Here is a 19040-nt window from a genome sequence, read left to right on the forward strand (position 1 = left end):
AAATGAACTGAATAAACATGACCAATATTAAAACTGTAGATCGCAAAGATGTTTTCAGCGAATCTTTTCTTCTACGTTCTAAAACCGCAGAAAATTTATATTTTGGGTATGCGAAAGATATGCCGGTCATTGATTATCATAATCATCTGGAGCCGGATGTCATCTCAAAAAATCAAAACTTCAGATCTCCCACAGCAATCTGGCTGGATGGGGATCATTACAAATGGAGAGCGATGAGGAATTTCGGAATTGAAGAAAAATTTATTTCCGGGGATGCATCTGATCAAGAAAAATTCAGAAAATGGACAGAAGTTGTCCCTTACACACTTCGCAATCCACTGTTTCATTGGACACATATGGAGCTGAATAATCCATTTGGGATTAAAGAATACTTATCCTTAAAAAATATAGATTCCGTATATCATAAGATGAATGATAATCTCCAAATGCCTGGATTTTTACCACAATCCATCATTACAAATTTTAATGTGGAAACTCTTTGTACAACAGATGATCCTGCTGATAATCTTCAATATCATAAGACAATAAAAAATAGCTCTTTTACCACTCGGGTTCTCCCTACCTTCCGTCCGGACAGTTATATTAATATAATAAACCCTGAGAACTACCTCCGTCAGATTAAAAAATTGGAGAAGGTTAGTAAAATTGATATAAAATCGACTTCAGATTTACTGGAAGCCCTTTATTCAAGAATTCAGTACTTTCATGAAAACGGAGCTCGGATTTCCGATCATGGATTAGAATATTTTCCTGATACTAAGAAATGGAATACTGCCTTAGAAAATGAATTCAAAGAATTTTTAACTGGAAATAAAAAGTCATTTTCAGATCCAGAAGCTTTGTCTGGCCATCTTTTGAAAGAGCTTTGTAAAATGTATGCCGAAAAAAAATGGGTTCAGCAGTTTCATATAGGAGCCACACGGAATAATAACACAATAATGCTGAATACGATAGGAACTAATGCCGGTTATGATGCCATCAGTGAACAGTATTTTGCCCAAAGAATGAGCATGATGTTCGATGAACTGAATACTGCAGGGAAACTTACCCAAACGATAGTTTATAACCTTAATCCGTCTTTCAATGAAGTATTGGCAACGCTCGTTGGGAATTTTAATGAAGCCGGAATTAAATCAAAAATACAGTTAGGTGCAGCATGGTGGTTTCTAGATCAAATGGAGGGAATGAAAAAGCAAATAAACACACTTTCCAATATTGGACTTATCAGCACTTTTATTGGAATGCTCACAGATTCACGAAGTCTTCTGTCTTTTTCAAGACACGATTATTTTAGAAGATTGCTTTGCGATATCTTCGGCAGCGAAATGGAAGCCGGGCTACTTCCGGATGATGAACAATGGGTGGGAAGCATCATTCAGGATATTTGTTTTAATAATACCAAAAACTATTTTAGATTTTAAATGATTATGCAACATTCAGGGTCAGGTAAAATACTTTGTTTCGGAGAATTGCTTTTACATTTTGCTCCGGATTCTAATGGAAACTGGATGAATAACCAGTTAGTGAAAATCTTTGTGGGTGGTGCAGAATATAATGTTGCCACAGCTCTTGCGCACTGGAAAAACCCGGTAAAATTTCTCTCGGCTCTGCCTGAAAATTTCCTGGGAATCCAATTGGAATCTCAGCTGAAAAATAAAGGAATCGAGGTACTTGCCGAGAAAAGTAAAGGCAGAATCGGAACTTTTTACCTCTCTTCGGATGGTGATATGCAAAATACATCGGTAATTTACGACCGTTTTCCATCGGTTTTTACACAATCGGATTTTGACGCCTTCAATTTAGATGATGTGTTTTCAGAGGTGAAATGGATGCATATCAGTACAATTACATCTGCTTTAAGTGAAAAAGCTTACATCAAATGTCTGGATTTAATGAAGGAAGCAGCTTCAAGAAACATTCAGGTTTCTCTTGATTTAAATTATCGTGCTGCACTTTGGCAAGACAAAAATCCTTCAGATAAAATAAAACATATGATGCCTTTGGTGAATGTTCTGATGGGAAATATCTGGTCTGTTCAGCAATTTCTGAATATTCCTGTTGAATATGAATTGAATGGAAATTCTGATGATGAAAATCTTTTAAAACAAGCAGAAAAATCGGCATCGGAAATTCAGAAAATGTATCCCAATGTTGAAACGATAGCAAATACATTCCGATTCACGAGTGGCGAAGCGGTAAATTATTTTGCGACTTTATATACTGATGAAAAACTTTTGATTTCGCAACAATACCATTCAGATAAAATAGAGGAAAGAGTAGGAAGCGGTGATGCATTTATGGCAGCGTTGATTCACGGAACATTAAAAGGAAATCCTACAGAGCAAATTTTAGAAGATGCCACAAAAGTCGCTTTCAAAAAGCTCTTTATTAAAGGTGATACCATTAATGATACCATTAAAATTGAAAAATTATGAGTGTACTATTACAAAAAATAAAGGACCAGAGAATTGTCCCACTTTTTTACAACGAATCTTTTGAAGTTTCAAAAAGGATCATAAAAGCTTTGTACGAAGGGGGAATCCATGTAATAGAATATACCAATCGCGGAAATCAGGCATTGGAAAATTTTGAAAGACTGAAGGAAATTTCTTCTATAGAGTTTCCGGAACTTTTATTGGGAATAGGTACCGTAAAAAATATAAAAGAGATGGATGATTATGCTCGTGCAAAAGCAGATTTTATCATTACACCTGTCATTAGCGCAGAATTGGTAAAACATTCTGTTGAAAAAAACATCAATTTAATTCCGGGATGTTTTACCCCCTCCGATGTTAATGTAGCATTTCAGAACGGACTTCGGTTAGTGAAGATTTTCCCGGCTGATGCTTTAGGTAAAAAATATATCAAATCTATTGAGCCTGTTTTTCCGGGAATGCATTATATGCCAACCGGAGGAATCAATGCTGACTTTGATGATATTACAGAATGGCTTAAGGGTGGCGCAGTTGCTGTTGGATTGGGCAGTTCGCTTATCAACAAAGATTTTATAGCAGAACAGCTCACGGAAAAAGTTCAGAACTTATTGCAACAACTTAATCGACACTAAATGCAGGCTCCTAAAAATCGTAATATAAGATGGTTTATGCTGTCTTTGGTCTTTCTCGCCACCACGATCAACTATCTTGACCGTCAGGTAATGGGTTTGCTGAAGCCTGTTCTTGAAAAAGAATTCAGTTGGGATGAGAAAGATTACAGCTACATTGTGATGGCATTCACCACGACTTATGCTATTGGATATCTTGCGATGGGAAGGTTGATCGACAGGGTGGGAACCAAAATAGGTTATGCTGTTTCATTGATTGTCTGGAGTCTGGCTTCAATAGGGCATGGTTTTGTAAAAAGTACAATTGGATTTATCATTGCAAGAAGTACCCTCGGTATCAGTGAGGCAGGAAATTTTCCGGCAGCTATAAAATCTGTGGCAGAATGGTTTCCGAAAAAAGAAAGAGCCTTGGCAACAGGGATTTTCAACTCCGGAGCGACGGTTGGAGCCATTTTAGCACCGCTTCTTGTGCCATTCATTCTTGGGCATTACGGATGGCGGGAAACCTTTGTGTGGATTGGTGCTCTCGGATTATTATGGATTGTACTTTGGTGGCGGTTTTATAAAATTCCGGAAAAAACTAAAAAACTGAGTCAGGAAGAATTACAGTATATTAAAAGTGATCAGGATGGAAAAACACAGGAACAATCCAAAGTTCCGTTGTCAGAATTATTAAAATACAAAGTAACATGGTCTTTTGCTGTGGGAAAAATCCTTACAGATCCGATTTGGTATTTCTTTATGTTCTGGTTACCTGCTTATTTTGCAGATGTTTTTAAAATGGATTTAACGAAACCTTCCATTCCGTTGATTATTATCTATAGCGGAACCACGATTGGAAGTATTGGCGGCGGTTATCTTTCTTCATTTTTAATTAAAAAAGGCTGGGCAATCGGAAGAGCCAGAAGCTTCACTATGCTCTTGTTTGCTCTGATGGTCGTTCCGGTAATGTTCTCAAAATATGTAGACAATATGTGGTTCATTACCATAATCATTGCTTTTGCAACAGCAGCACATCAGGGTTGGGGAGCGAACCTAATGACAACGGTGGGTGATAAATTACCCAATAATTATGTAAGTTCTGTGATTGGCTTTGGCGGAATGCTGGGCTCAGCTGCAGGGATTATATTCCCGCTTTTCATCGGAATTGTCTTGGACACATTTAAAAAAGCAGGGAATATCAACGGAGGCTACAATATTATATTTTTCATTGCTGGTGTTTCTTACGTTGCGGCTTGGGGAATTATCTGGTTGATCAACAGGGAAAAAACTGAAATTTCGGTTTGAAATTAATGAAATATAAAAAGTGAAAATGAACGTAAATCATTGCATATTAATAATCTGTCTTTTCATTAGTGGATTTTCCCCTGCACAGAAAGGAGGGAAATATAAGCTTTGGTATGACAAGCCTGCAAAACATTGGGTAGAAGCATTACCTGTTGGAAATGGAAGATTGGCGGCAATGGTTTTTGGAGATCCTTCAAAAGAAAAATTTCAGTTGAACGAAGGCACATTCTGGTCAGGTGGTCCTTCCCGAAACGATAATCCTGATGGTCCCAAAGTGTTGGATTCTATTCGTTACTATCTTTTTAATGGAAATTACAAAAGAGCTGAAACCCTTTCCAATAAAGGTTTAACGGCAAAAACACTTCACGGTTCTGCGTTTCAGAATATCGGAGATTTGAATCTTGATTTTAATAATCTTGGCGATGTTAAGGATTATTATCGTGAGCTTGATATTGAAAAAGCAATAACAACAACTACGTTTTCCTCCAACGGAACTCATTATAAAAGAGAAGTCTTTGCTTCAATTCCGGATCAGGTAATTGTGATAAAACTGAGCTCAGACAAAAAAAATGTACTGAATTTCAGTGCTGGATTCAACAGCGAATTGAAAAAAAATACGAAGGCGATTGATGCCAATACTTTGCAAATGGACGGACTTTCTTCCACATTAGACGGCGTTCAGGGTCAGGTTAAGTTTAATGCGCTGGCAAAATTCATTTCCAAAGGTGGAACCATTTCAGTTTCAGGCAACGGAATTTCTATAACCAATGCAGATGAAGTAATGATTTTGATTTCAATTGCCACCAATTTCACAGACTATAAAACTCTAAATACCGACGAAGTTTCAAAAAGTAAAAAATACATTACTCAAATCAAAAATAAAAGCTTCAATACTTTATTTAAAAATCATATCAACGCTTACCAGAAATATTTCAAAAGAGTGGATTTCAGTATCGGAACTTCTCCTGCGTCACAATTTCCTACCAATATTCGTATTAAAAATTTCGCCACCAGTTATGATCCTGAGCTTGTTTCATTATATTATCAGTTTGGACGTTATCTCCTGATTTCTTCTTCACAACCGGGTGGTCAGCCAGCCAATCTTCAGGGAATTTGGAACAATTCCAACAAACCGGCGTGGGACAGCAAATATACCATCAACATCAATACGGAAATGAATTATTGGCCTGCGGAAAAAACCAATTTGCCGGAAATGCACGAACCATTAATTCAAATGGTCAAAGATTTGAGTGTAACGGGGGCAGAAACGGCAAAAGTGATGTACAAAAGCCGTGGTTGGATAGCGCATCACAACACCGACATCTGGAGAATTACTGGTGTGGTGGATTTTGCTAATGCCGGGCAATGGCCATTGGGAAGTGCCTGGCTCTCCCAGCATCTTTGGGAAAAATATTTGTACAGCGGAGACAAAAATTATCTCAAATCCATTTATCCCGTTCTAAAATCTGCCGCCTTATTTTATGAAGATTTTCTGATTGAAGAACCGACGCACAAATGGTTGGTGGTAGGTCCGTCTATATCTCCCGAAAATATTCCGCAAGGACATCAGGGAAGTGCTTTGGCGGCAGGAAATACGATGGATAACCAGTTGATGTTTGACCTGTTCAGCAAAACAAAAAAAGCAGCACAAATTTTAAATCTAGATTCAGATAAAATTCCGGTTTGGAACAATATCATTTCCAAATTACCACCGATGAAAATCGGAAGGTATGGTCAGCTCCAGGAATGGATTGAAGACTGGGACAACCCAAAAGACAATCACAGGCACGTTTCTCATCTGTATGGATTGTTTCCCGGAAATCAAATCAATCCTCTCACAACGCCAGAACTTTTTGATGCTGCGAAAACGGTTTTAATACACCGTGGTGATGTTTCTACAGGCTGGTCGATGGGCTGGAAAATTAATCTTTGGGCTAAATTATTAGAGGGAAATCACGCGAATAAATTAATAAAAGACCAGTTAACTTTAGTGGAAAAAGACGGTTGGAGCGAAAAAGGAGGAACCTATCCGAATTTATTCGATGCACATCCGCCGTTTCAGGTCGACGGAAATTTCGGCTGTACGTCAGGAATTACAGAAATGCTTTTACAGACACAAAACGGAAGCATCGACATTTTACCCGCACTTCCCGACGAATGGAAAAACGGAAATATTTCCGGACTGAAAACGTATGGTGGTTTTGAAGTCAGCATGGTTTGGAAAGACAATCAGGCAACTGAGGTCATCATCAAATCAAATCTTGGAGGAAATTGTAGAATCAGTGCACTTAATGAATTGGATTTAGAAGGAAAAAGCGTATTAAAAGCAGCATCGGAAAAAAATGAAAATCCTTATTTTGAAATTCCAATGATCAAAAAACCTTTGATTTCTCCTGAAGCTCAATTAAATCCAGTGAAAATAAAAGAAAGATTCATCTATGATTTGCGAACAGAAGCAGGAAGAACTTATATTTTAAAAATGAAAAAAGAACATCAATAGAAAGGGGCTTCAGGTTATTTATAAAATAGAATGGTACCAATTGACCTTAATCAAAATTTTAAGAAAGAATTTAAAATCAAATAACAATCACATAAAGAGAAAATAATGAACCAGAAAACAATGAATCCGATATTTTTAAAAAAGAAAACAACGTTGATGGCTGCTGTTGCCTTATTATCTTTTGCCAACGTTTCAGCACAGACTTTCTCAGACTTTTCCTATCATGGAAATGATAAAATATACACAAACAATCCTTTGAGAGAGGACGAATTTTATTCTCCGATTCTTCAGGGATGTTATCCGGATCCAAGTATTACCAGAAAAGGTGACAATTATTACCTGGTAAATTCTTCATTTTCAATGTTTCCGGGTGTTCCGATTTTCACATCCAAAGATCTGGTTAATTGGAAACAGCTAGGACACGTTCTGGACAGACCTTCACAGCTGAAAGTAGAAAAATCAGGCGTATCACAAGGAATTTATGCACCTGATATTAAATATAATAAGCATAATGATACTTTCTATATGATCACCACGCAGATTGCCGGCGGAATTGGAAATATGGTTGTGAAAACCAAAGATCCTGCAAAAGGATGGAGCGAAGTTCAAAAGCTGAATTTTGATGGCATCGATCCTTCGATTTTCTTTGATGATGATGGTAAAGCTTATATCGTTCACAATGATGCGCCACCAAAAGGAACTGAGCAGTATAACGGTCACCGTGTCATCAAGATGTGGGATTATGATCTGGAAAAAGATCAGGTAGTTGCAGGTTCAGACAAAATTATTGTAAACGGAGGTGTTGATCTTTCCCAAAAACCAATCTGGATAGAAGGTCCGCATTTATATAAAAAGAACGGAAAATATTATCTGATGTGTGCCGAAGGCGGAACAGGAGGTAATCACAGCGAAGTTATTTTTATGTCGGATTCTCCGAAAGGTCCGTTTGTTCCTGCGATGAATAATCCTATTTTGACACAGCGGTATTTTCCGAAAGACAGAAAAGATAAAGTAGATTGGGCGGGTCACGCCGATTTGGTTGAGAGCCCGGATGGTACATATTATGGTGTCTTTTTAGCGATTCGCCCCAATGTAAAGAACAGAGTAAACAGTGGTCGTGAAACTTTTATTCTTCCTGTTGACTGGAGCGGAACGTATCCTGTTTTTCAAAACGGACTGGTTCCGATGAAACCAAAATTAAAATTACCGGAAGGCGTAAAAGATCAGGCCGGACAAAACGGATTTTTCCCGAACGGAAACTTTACATATTCTGATAAACTGACTGATAAAAGTCTGGACTACCGATGGATCGCAATGCGCGGGCCACGTGAGAATTTCATTAGTATTTCCAAAAATGGAGTGAAAATAAATCCTTTTGAAACGAATATTAAAGCTCTTGCTCCAATTTCGGCATTATTTCACAGGTTGCAGCATGAAGACTTTGAAGCTTCTGTAATGCTGGATTTTAAGCCGAAATCAGAAAAAGAACTGGCAGGAATTACTTGCTATCAAAGTGAACGATTCAACTATGTATTCGGAATTACAAAAAAAGATAAAGATTATTATATCGTTTTGGAAAGAACTGAAAAAGGAGAATCAAAATTAATTGCCAGTGAAAAAATTTCACTTTCAAAAAGTGCCACATTACAGGTGATAGGTGAAAAAGACGAACATTATTTTAATTATTCCTTAGATGGCAAAAACTTTAAAAACCTTGGAGGTCCGGTTTCAGGAGATATTCTTTCTACTGATGTTGCAGGTGGGTTTACAGGAAGCTTGATTGGTTTGTACAGCACTTCATCTAACGATATTAAACCTAACTAGATTTTAAATGAGATGATGACATTTATGGCAGCTTAATCCGCCTTCCGCTCTCAATCTTTTGTCATTGCGAACAACGTGAAGCAATCTGTTGAACTTTCCATCAATCGCAATTATAAAAAGGATTTCCGCTCAAGTCGGGCTGCTTCAGGTCAACGTTCCAAACGTGTCATCCAGTGATTATTAAAAAAGTAACGCAGACATTAAATACTAAAGTTTTGAAAATTAACAAATCACTTCATATAGTTTCTTTTTATGGATTTATTGGGCTGAATCTCTTTTCGGCCCAGGTAAATCCTGCTCAAAAAGAGCAGACGACCGCCTTTACCAATCCTATTATTTGGGCTGATGCTCCGGACTTATCGGTGACCAGAAATGGTGACGATTTTTATCTCATCAGTACCACCATGCACTTAATGCCAGGAGCTCCAATAATGCATTCTAAGGATTTAGTGCATTGGGAAATGGCAAGCTATGTTTTCGATACACTGAATGATAATTCTAAGTATGATCTGCTTAACGGAACAGTGTACGGCAGGGGACAATGGGCGTCCTCTATCCGCTATCATAAAGGAAAATATTACGTTTTGTTTTCTCCGAATGATGAGCCTTTCAGATCCTATTTTTATGTAACGGACAATCCCGAAAAAGGTAACTGGAAGCTCATTACCAGAACCAGACATTTTCACGATGCTTCTTTGCTTTTTGATGATGACAACAAAGTTTATGTTTTCACTTCCAATAAAGTTTTTGAATTAAGTGCTGATTTTAAAGAGATTATCGGAAATCCAGACGGAACTGTTGTTTTTCAGAGAGATTCATCAGAAACTGGACTTCTGGAAGGTAACCAGATCATTAAAAGGAAGGGAAAATATTATATGATGATGATTTCCTGGCCTAAAGGTGAAAAACGCCGTCAGGAAGTTTACAGAGCAGATAAAGTAACCGGTCCTTATGAGAAAAAAGTGATTCTGGAAGATAATTTTCTCGGATTCTCTTACGCTGGTCAAGGCGTTTTGATTGATGATAAAAATGGCAACTGGTATTCGCTTATTTTTCAGGACAGAGGTGGAGTAGGGCGTGTCCCTATTTTGATTCCTGTCCAGTGGGAAAATGACTGGCCGGTTTTGGGGAATAACGGAAAAATCCCTTTGAACGGTGAAATTCCGCTTTCGCCTTTTAAACCTAAAAATAGCATCGTAGAAAGTGACGAGTTTTCAGATAAAAAATTGAAAATCCAATGGCAATGGAATCACAATCCTATGAATGAAGCCTGGTCTTTATCTGAAAGAAAAGGATTTATAAGACTGAAAACAAGTCGTGTGGTGGATAATCTTTATGCTGCTCCAAATACTTTAACGCAAAGAATGACCGGTCCAAAATCAAGTGCTATTGTTGCGTTAGATTTAAAAGGAATGAAGGACGGTGATATTACAGGTTTTAGTGCATTTAACGGAGATTCAGGGTTGTTATCAATTGTAAAAGAAGGCAATCAGAAATTTCTGACTTTTTCTACTAATGAAGTTAGTTTAGATAATAAAACGAAAGCGATTATAGGAGTGAAAAAGGAAGAAAAAAAGCGAATTCCTTTAGCTGCGGGTATAATTTATCTTCGTATTGAAGCAGATTTTAACCTTGGAAAAGACTTGGCAGATTTCTCTTATAGCACCGACCAGAAAAACTGGACGGTTATGGAAAAAGACTATAAAATGATTTTTGATTACAGAAGGTTATTCATGGGATCTAAATTCGCGATTTTTAATTATGCCACAAAAAGTACAGGAGGTTTTGTTGATGTTGATTTTTTCAGAATTACGGATTCTTCGCTCATACAATAAGTAGTTAGATTAAGGTTGCATAGATGATGAAATATTATTTGTATAATATTTTTTTATCTAAATTAATAAGTGTAAAAAATACAAATAAAAATTATGAATAAATCAATTGCATTAGCGTTAGGTCTTATCTTATCAGTAGTGTTTATTCCCGCACAGACTTTTGATAAAATGGCCCCTCAGGGTTTTGATGTTGAAAGGAAAGAAAGTCCTCATGGGAAAATTGATACTATAACCTATGAATCAAAAACGGTGGGAACGCAGAGAAGAGCTTTGGTATATACACCTCCAGGCTTCAAAAAAAAGATTCAATATCCTGTTTTGTATCTGCTTCACGGCATTGGTGGAGACGAAAAAGAATGGTTCAGAAACGGAACACCTCAGATTATTCTTGACAATCTTTATGCTCAGGGAAAACTAACTCCCATGATTGTCGTATTACCCAATGGAAGAGCGATGAAAGACGACAGAGCGATAGGTGATATTATGTCAAAAGACAAGGTGGAAGCTTTCGCAACATTTGAAAAAGATTTACTGAATGATCTTATACCTTTCATTGAAAAAAAATATCCTGTAAAAAAAGAGAGGGAAAACCGGGCGATAGCAGGATTGTCAATGGGTGGTGGACAAACCTTGAATTTTGGTTTAGAAAATATCGACAAATTTGCCTGGGTTGGTGGCTTTTCTTCCGCCCCCAATACCAAAGAATCTCAGGAACTGCTTCCAGAGCCCACCAAAGCTAACGAACTAAAATTGCTATGGATTTCCTGCGGAGATCAGGATAGACTGATGCCTTTCAGTAGAAGGACAAGCGATTATCTAGCTCAGAATAATATTCCTCACATTTTTTATGTAGAACCGGGCGGTCACGATTTCAAAGTCTGGAAGAATGATCTGTATCTGTTTTCTCAATTGCTTTTTAAGAATATTGATCAGCAGGCAATTTCAGCTCAGTTAAGATCTGAATAAACAAAATCAGTCTGAAAAATTAATTCAAACCATGATAACAAGAATAAATTTTAAGAAAATAAAAGCATATATCATCATGGCCCCATTAGTCTTCATAACCGGGCAATATGCGAACGCGCAATCATACAAAAAAACAGACACGGGATTAATTTTTTCTGCGGCTGATCTAAATATGGAAGTGAGATTTTACGGATCTCACACAGTACGGATCATTAAATATCCTGCAGGAAAATCATTTGTGAAAAAAAGTTGGTCAGTAACCAAGCAGGAACAAAGAATAAAATTTACTGTTGCAGAAAAGAAAGATATTTTATTAGTAAAAACGGATGCTTTAAAAATATCCATTAATACAAAAAACGGAGAGATAGATTATACCACATTATCGGGAAAACAGCTTCTGAAAGAAAAAGAGTGTGATTTTAAATCTTTTAATGATGCCGGGCAACAAACTTATTCAGTAACCCAGTCTTTTCAGTTGGAAAAAGATGAGCCTATTTATGGCTTGGGTATCCTTCAAAACGGAAAATTATCCCAACGGAATCAGGACATCAGAATGGTGCAGAACAATACCTGGGATTTTGTGCCTTTCTTCCAGTCTGTAAAAGGTTACGGCATTTTTTGGGATAATGAGTCTCCGACTCAGTTTACCGATAATATTCTGAAAACATCATTTTCTTCTGAAGTAGGAGAAGGGGTGGATTACTATTTTATGTATGGAGGAAATGCTGATGGAGTAGTTGCTTCAATGCGTGAGCTTACCGGAAATGTCTCCATGTCCCCATTATGGACATACGGTTTTTGGCAAAGTAAAGAACGCTATAAAAGTCAGAGTGAGATTGTTGATGTCGTAAAAAAATATCGTGATTTGAAAGTTCCTTTAGATGGAATTATTCAGGATTGGCAATATTGGGGAAACAATTACCAGTGGAATGCGATGGATTTTATTAGCCCGGATTTTCCTGATGCTAAAAAAATGATTACTGACATCCACGGAATGAATGCGCATTTGTCTGTTTCCATCTGGTCATCATTCGGTCCGATGACCAATCCTTACCGTGAAATGGATAAAAAAGGAATGCTTTTTAATTTCAAAACATGGCCGGAATCTGGCAGAGAAGTCTGGCCTCCTGATATGAATTATCCTTCCGGAGTGCGTGTTTACGATGCTTATAATCCGGAAGCCAGAGATATTTATTGGAAATATCTGAACAAAGGTGTTTTCAGCCTTGGCGTAGACAGCTGGTGGATGGATTCTACTGAACCGGATCATCTCAGCCAGAAGCCGGAAGATTTAGACACACAAACATATTTAGGCTCTTTCAGAAAGGTAAGAAATGCTTATCCATTAATGGCTGTTGGTGGTGTTTATGACCATCAGCGTGCTACAACAAGTGACAAAAGAGTATTCATTCTTACAAGGTCAGCATATGCAGGCCAGCAAAGATACGGAGCCAATACCTGGTCTGGGGATGTTAATTCTTCGTGGGAATCTTTACGAAATCAGGTTCCTGCGGGTCTGAATTTTACCCTCACCGGAAACCCTAATTTCAATTCGGACATCGGTGGTTTTTTTGCAGGAACATATAAAAAAGGCTGGAATGAAAGTTCAGGATCAAAAAATCCTATGTTTCAGGAATTGTATGTACGCTGGCTACAATACGGAACATTTACCCCAATGATGCGTTCACATGGAACAGATGTTCCGAGAGAAATCTATCAGTTCGGAAAAAGAGGAGAGCCTGTATATGATGCCATTGAAAAATTTATTAGATTAAGATACAGTTTACTGCCTTATATCTATTCCGTTTCGTGGGATGTTTCTAAAAATCAGTCAAGTTTTATGAGAATGCTTGCAATGGATTTTTCAGCAGATAAAAAGACTTGGAACATGAATAGTGAATATATGTTCGGGAAATCCTTCTTGGTTATTCCTATACTGAATGCACAATATACTCCCGAGAAAATTCTGAAAACCAACGAACAGAACGGCTGGGATAAAAAAGAGGAAACTAAAAAAGGACCTTCTGCTACTGATGTAGATTTCACCCAGAATAAAACTGTGAAAGTCTATCTTCCATCCGGTTCTATATGGTACGACTACTGGACCAATACAAAATACAAGGGCGGACAAGAAATCGAAAAAACAGTCACTATCCATAGCATCCCATTGTATATAAAAGATGGAAGCATTATTCCATTTGGCCCCGATGTCCAGTATGCTACAGAAAAGAAATGGGATAATTTAACCTTGAAAGTTTATCCAGGTTCAGATGCAGATTTTATCTTATATGAAGACGAATTTGACAATTATAATTACGAAAAAGGAGATTACACGGAAATACCAATGCATTGGAATAACAAATCCCATACACTTACCATAGATAGCCGCAAAGGAAAGTATAAAGGAATGATTGAAAAAAGAAACTTCAATATTATTCTTCCGGATGGCCGACAGAAAACGGTGGCTTATTCGGGTAGAAATATTAAAGTGGAGTTCTAAAATAAAATAATTAAACTCTTAAAATACCAAAATGAGGTAGATTATTAACGATTAATGAAAGATACTCAATTATGATAAAGAAAATACTTTTAAAATATACTTTAAATATCGGATTACTATTTGCCGGTTCGTGGCTTTCTGCACAAAATCCCATTATTCAGACCAAATTCACAGCTGATCCGGCCCCAATGGTTTATAAGGATACTGTTTTTCTGTACACCAGTCACGATGAAGATGATGCATTCGGATTTAAAATGAAAGACTGGCTGCTATATACTTCAACCGATATGGTCAACTGGACCGATCACGGTATTGTAGCTTCTCTAAAAGATTTTAAATGGGCTGATCCCGAAAACGGAGCGTGGGCACCTCAGGTTATAGAAAGAAATGGTAAATTTTATATGTATTGCCCGATGCCGGGACAAAGAGGAATCGGAGTTTTGGTGGCAAACAGTCCGTATGGTCCTTTTAAAGATCCTATAGGCAAACCGCTTGTAAAAAATTCAAGTGACGATATCGATCCGACCGTCCTCATTGATGAGGATGGACAGGCCTATTTGTACTGGGGAAATCCAAATTTATGGTATGTAAAACTGAATAATGACATGATTTCTATTGACGGACCAATGGTAAAGGACCCATCGATTGCTAAAGTGAAGGGTACTCCCGATCCTTTTCATTATCAGGAAGGTCCCTGGGCTTGGAAACGCAACGGAAATTATTATATGGCATATGCATCAACCTGCTGTCCTGAAGGAATCGGTTATGCAATGGGAAAGTCATCAACCGGGCCATGGGAATTCAAGGGAATGATTATGGACAGCGATAAACGATCCAACGGAAATCACCCAGGAATTATTGATTACAAAGGAAAATCTTATGTTTTCGGTTTCAATTACAATCTAGGGAAACAGACAATAAGCAAACACTATGAGCGCCGTTCCATCTGTGTAAGCGAACTGATTTACAATGCTGATGGTACCATTCAAAAGTTACCGTTTTGGAATCCGGAAGGTGTACAAAGAATGGCCGTTTTAAATCCATACAGTAGAGTTGAAGCGGAAACCATTGCTTACAGTGAAGGTTTAAAAACCGAAAAAATGACCGAATGGGAAAGGAACAATCCCTATGATACCGGTAAAAAAATAACTGATCGTCTTGTTGTTTCATGGATCAACAATGGAGATTATATCAAAGTTCAAGGGGTTGATTTTTCGAAAGGAACAAAATTCCTGGAAGTATCGGTTGCCTCAATAAGTGGCGGAAGTATAGAAATACACACTGATACTCTTGATGGACCTCTATTAGGGACTGTTGAGGTAACGGGAAAAGCCGAAGGCGATCTCTTCAAAACGATTAAATCCCCAGTAAAAAACATAAAAGGCGTTCATGATGTGTACTTTATATTTAAAGGAAACAAAGAACTTTTCTACTTCGATTGGTGGAAGTTTAGTTCAAATTAAAGTGTTCATCGTTTAGCTTAAACTAAAGTGATCTGATATTAGAAAAAATAATGGTTAAATAGAAATGTTTAAAATGAAAAATAATACCATAAAACTTATAATAAGTAGTTTGTTGACGGGTTATACAGGACTTGTAACTGCTCAAAACCCTATCGTTCAGACTGCCTATACCGCAGACCCTGCTCCGATGGTTTACAATGATCGTTTATATGTTTATACAACACATGATGAAGACGATTCTACATGGTTTACCATGAACAACTGGAAAGTGTTTTCTACCAATGATATGGTTAACTGGACAGACCACGGCGTTATCCTTTCCTACAATGATTTCGATTGGGCAAAACGTGATGCGTGGGCAGCGCAGTGCATCGAAAGAAACGGGAAGTTTTTCATGTATGTGCCGATGATCAGCAAGACAAATAATAAGGGAGCAATTGGTGTTGCTGTTGCCGATAATCCATTTGGACCATTTCATGATCCTTTGGGAAAACCGCTTGTTCAGAGTGAATGGGGTGATATAGATCCTACCGTTTTTCTTGATGATGGTCAGGCGCATATGTATTGGGGAAATCCGAAGCTTAAATATGTAAAGTTGAATGAAAATATGATTTCCTATTCCGGTGATATTGTTGAGGTTCCGATGACAGAAGAATCTTTTGGTAAAAGAGAAGGAAATCCCGAAAGACCAACAAAATATGAGGAAGGTCCGTGGCTGTACAAACGTAAAAACTTGTACTATCTTTTCTGGCCTGGAGGCCCGCTTCCAGAATTTATCGGCTATTCCACAAGCAAAAGTGCGCAGGGTCCTTGGAAATATGGCGGAACCATAATGCCTGCGGAAGGAAAATCTTTTACCAATCATCCCGGAGTTATTGATTTCAGAGGAAAAACATATTTTTTCTACCACAATGGTGCGTTGCCAGGTGGAAGTGGATTTACAAGATCGGTAAGTGTTCAGGAGCTTAATTTTAATACAGACGGTTCTATTTCACCTTTTAAAATGACCAACGGTATTACAGAAGCCATTGCAACCATTAATCCTTATTCATTTAATCAGGCGGAAATGATAGCCTGGTCAGAGAATGTAAAATCTTATCAAAACAAAACAGCGGGAGTTTTCATCAAAGCAAAGAAAAATGGTGCTTATACAAGCGTAAAAAATGTTGATTTTGGAAAAGAAGGTGCACAATCATTTTCTGCAAGAGTAGGGACTACGCATAACAGCGGTGTTACGATGGAGGTTCGTTTAGATAGTGTAAGTGGACCAATAGCCACAACCATAAAAGTTCCGCTAACAGGTGGTGACGACCGCTTTGAAACGGTCACTATTAATATATCCAGCAAAATTACAGGCATTCATAATCTTTATTTTGTGTGTAATGGCAAAGCGGAAAAAGATATAATGTTTTTCGATTATTGGATGTTTTCAAAATAAATTAAAATGAAAAAAGCAACACTCCTATTTCTGTCATTAATAATTTTCTGTCTTTTATCACAAGTTAAAGCACAGATTGCCGAGATTTCAAGTCCGGACGGCAAGCTGAAGCTGAATGTATTTTTGGAAGAGGGAAAAGCATTATACTCTGTGACTTTTCAGGAAAAAACAGGGATAGATAAATCTCCGTTGGGTTTAATTACCAACGAATCGGATTTTTCTAAAAATTTAAAATTCATCAACTATAAAATGAATTTAATTTCCAAAAAATATAACAATGAAAAAATCAAAAAATCAGAGATTCAGTATAAAGCGAATGCGTTGACTGTTAATTTTATGAATAAAGATCAGTTCGACATTTCAATTGAGTTTCAGGTCAGCGATAATAATGTTGCATTCCGTTATGAAATTCCTCCAATGAAAGACCGTTTCAGCGCTGTTGTACAATCAGAAATTACGGGATATAGATTTCCAGATCAAACGACGACCTTTCTCTCACCGATGATGAAGCCGATGACCGGATTTGCCCGAACAGCACCGAGCTATGAAAGCGGATATAAGGCGGATGCGGAATTAGGGGTTAAAGCCGATTACGGTTATGTTTTCCCTGGGCTCTTTCATGTCGGAAACGATGGCTGGGTCTTACTTTCGGAGACAGGAGTAAATAGTTTATACTGCGCTTCACACCTCAATACCACCTCAGAAAAAAATCTTTATCAGGTTGCGTATCCGCATATGGCAGAAAATAACGGTTTCGGAAGTTCGGGAGCTGCGATTTCTCTTCCTGGAAAAACACCATGGAGAACGATTACGATTGGAGATTCGTTGAAACCAATTGTGGAAACTACTGTTCCTTTTGATTTGATAGAACCGCTTTACGAGCCTTCACAAAAATATCAGTTCGGACGTTCTACCTGGAGCTGGATTCTATGGCAGGACAACAGTATGAATTACGATGATCAGACAAAATTTATTGATTTAGCGTCAACTCTTAATTATGAATTTATTCTGATTGATGCGCTATGGGATAAAAATATAGGGAAAGACAGAATGAAAGAACTTATTCAGTATGCAAAGTCTAAAAATGTGAGTGTCATGCTTTGGTACAATTCCAATGGAGCTGCCAATGATGCACCAATGGGACCGAGAAATAAGATGAGCAGCTCTGTCGAACGCAAAAAAGAAATGAAGTGGCTGCAGGAATCTGGTATAAAAGGCTTGAAGGTCGATTTCTTTGGAGGAGATAAACAGGAAACAATGCGTCTGTACGAAGATATTTTATCTGATGCCAACGATTTTGGATTAACAATTATTTTCCATGGTGCCACTTTACCGAGAGGATGGGAAGTAATGTACCCGAATTATGCCGGAAGTGAAGCCGTTCTAGCTTCGGAAATGCTTTATTTTTCGGAAGAGGTACGTAAGCAGGAAGCTTTTTTTGCCACATTACATCCCTTTATCCGAAATACGGTCGGAAGTATGGAATTTGGAGGGACATTTCTCAATAAATTTTTAACCAAATCCAACAAAGAAAAAAACAGAAGGTTGACCACGGATGGATTTCAGTTAGCCACTGCTGTCCTTTTTCAGAATCCCATTCAGATGTTTGCCATAATGCCAAATAACCTAACTGATGCGCCGAAATTCCAGCTTGATTTTATCAAAGATATTCCGACACTTTGGGATGAGACGGTTTTTATCGATGGCTATCCTGGAAAATATTCGGTGATCGCAAGAAGACATCAGAATAAATGGTATGTCGCAGGAGTGAATGCAGAAAAAAAACCTAAAAAACTTAAACTGAACCTTCCGATGTTGGCAGACAAAAAGGTTGAACTTATCAATGACAATCATTCTGAAACGACTTTTATAAAACAGATTTCCATCAATAAAAAAGGAGTATACGAAATTGAAATTCAGCCGAATGGTGGATTTGTATTGAAGAATTAATGCGGGAATAATTGGGGCAGCTTTATCTTCCTGAGTTTATCCTGAGCTTGTGGAAGGCCCCAGTCTTTTTGTTTAATCAAAACAAAAAGGATTTCCGCTCAAATCGAGGAATGAGATTCGCCGATTTTAAAAAAAATAAGAAATAGAGAGGCACTTCGGCTGCGTAAGATTCGCAACTGATCGAATTAAATT

The 19040-nt window shown here is 37.7% G+C and carries 12 protein-coding genes; all 12 read left to right on the forward strand.

The window, feature by feature from the left end; genetic code table 11:
• The first annotated feature begins 17 nt into the window (after positions 1–17).
• A complete protein-coding gene (uxaC, locus tag NG806_RS02435) occupies positions 18–1442 on the forward strand; it encodes a glucuronate isomerase (protein ID WP_261511832.1) in 1425 nt (474 codons plus the stop codon).
• Between the two features lie 6 nt (positions 1443–1448).
• Positions 1449–2456, forward strand: a complete 1008-nt coding sequence (locus tag NG806_RS02440; RefSeq protein WP_261511833.1) for a PfkB family carbohydrate kinase — start codon at positions 1449–1451, stop codon at positions 2454–2456.
• Positions 2453–3088, forward strand: coding sequence for a bifunctional 4-hydroxy-2-oxoglutarate aldolase/2-dehydro-3-deoxy-phosphogluconate aldolase (locus NG806_RS02445; protein ID WP_214825991.1), 636 nt, complete (start codon positions 2453–2455; stop codon positions 3086–3088). Before NG806_RS02440 ends, NG806_RS02445 begins: the two co-directional genes overlap by 4 nt.
• Positions 3089–4372 carry an MFS transporter gene (locus NG806_RS02450; protein ID WP_261511834.1) on the forward strand — a complete coding sequence of 428 codons (1284 nt, stop codon included), beginning with the start codon at positions 3089–3091 and terminating at the stop codon, positions 4370–4372.
• Between the two features lie 25 nt (positions 4373–4397).
• The gene (locus tag NG806_RS02455; protein WP_261511835.1) at positions 4398–6872 is read left to right on the forward strand and encodes a glycoside hydrolase family 95 protein; all 2475 of its coding nucleotides are present in this window, start codon (positions 4398–4400) and stop codon (positions 6870–6872) included.
• A gap of 105 nt (positions 6873–6977) precedes the next feature.
• Entirely contained in the window at positions 6978–8696 is a 1719-nt protein-coding gene (locus NG806_RS02460) for a glycoside hydrolase family 43 protein (protein WP_214825985.1), read from the forward strand.
• A 215-nt stretch (positions 8697–8911) separates the two neighbouring features.
• The gene (locus NG806_RS02465; RefSeq protein WP_261511836.1) at positions 8912–10531 is read left to right on the forward strand and encodes a glycoside hydrolase family 43 protein; all 1620 of its coding nucleotides are present in this window, start codon (positions 8912–8914) and stop codon (positions 10529–10531) included.
• A gap of 93 nt (positions 10532–10624) precedes the next feature.
• Complete coding sequence (locus NG806_RS02470) at positions 10625–11497, forward strand: alpha/beta hydrolase (protein WP_261511837.1); 873 nt, start codon at positions 10625–10627, stop codon at positions 11495–11497.
• 31 nt (positions 11498–11528) lie between these two features.
• Positions 11529–13997, forward strand: coding sequence for a glycoside hydrolase family 31 protein (locus tag NG806_RS02475; protein ID WP_261511838.1), 2469 nt, complete (start codon positions 11529–11531; stop codon positions 13995–13997).
• Positions 13998–14068: 71 nt separating this feature from the next.
• On the forward strand, positions 14069–15460 hold the full coding sequence (locus tag NG806_RS02480) for a glycoside hydrolase family 43 protein (RefSeq protein WP_261511839.1): 1392 nt from the start codon (positions 14069–14071) through the stop codon (positions 15458–15460).
• A 73-nt stretch (positions 15461–15533) separates the two neighbouring features.
• Positions 15534–16898, forward strand: a complete 1365-nt coding sequence (locus NG806_RS02485) for a glycoside hydrolase family 43 protein (RefSeq protein ID WP_261511840.1) — start codon at positions 15534–15536, stop codon at positions 16896–16898.
• Between the two features lie 6 nt (positions 16899–16904).
• Complete coding sequence (locus tag NG806_RS02490; RefSeq protein WP_261511841.1) at positions 16905–18848, forward strand: glycoside hydrolase family 97 protein; 1944 nt, start codon at positions 16905–16907, stop codon at positions 18846–18848.
• Positions 18849–19040: the final 192 nt, after the last annotated feature.

Source organism: Chryseobacterium paludis, from assembly GCF_025403485.1.
Taxonomy (GTDB): Bacteria; Bacteroidota; Bacteroidia; order Flavobacteriales; family Weeksellaceae; genus Chryseobacterium; species Chryseobacterium paludis.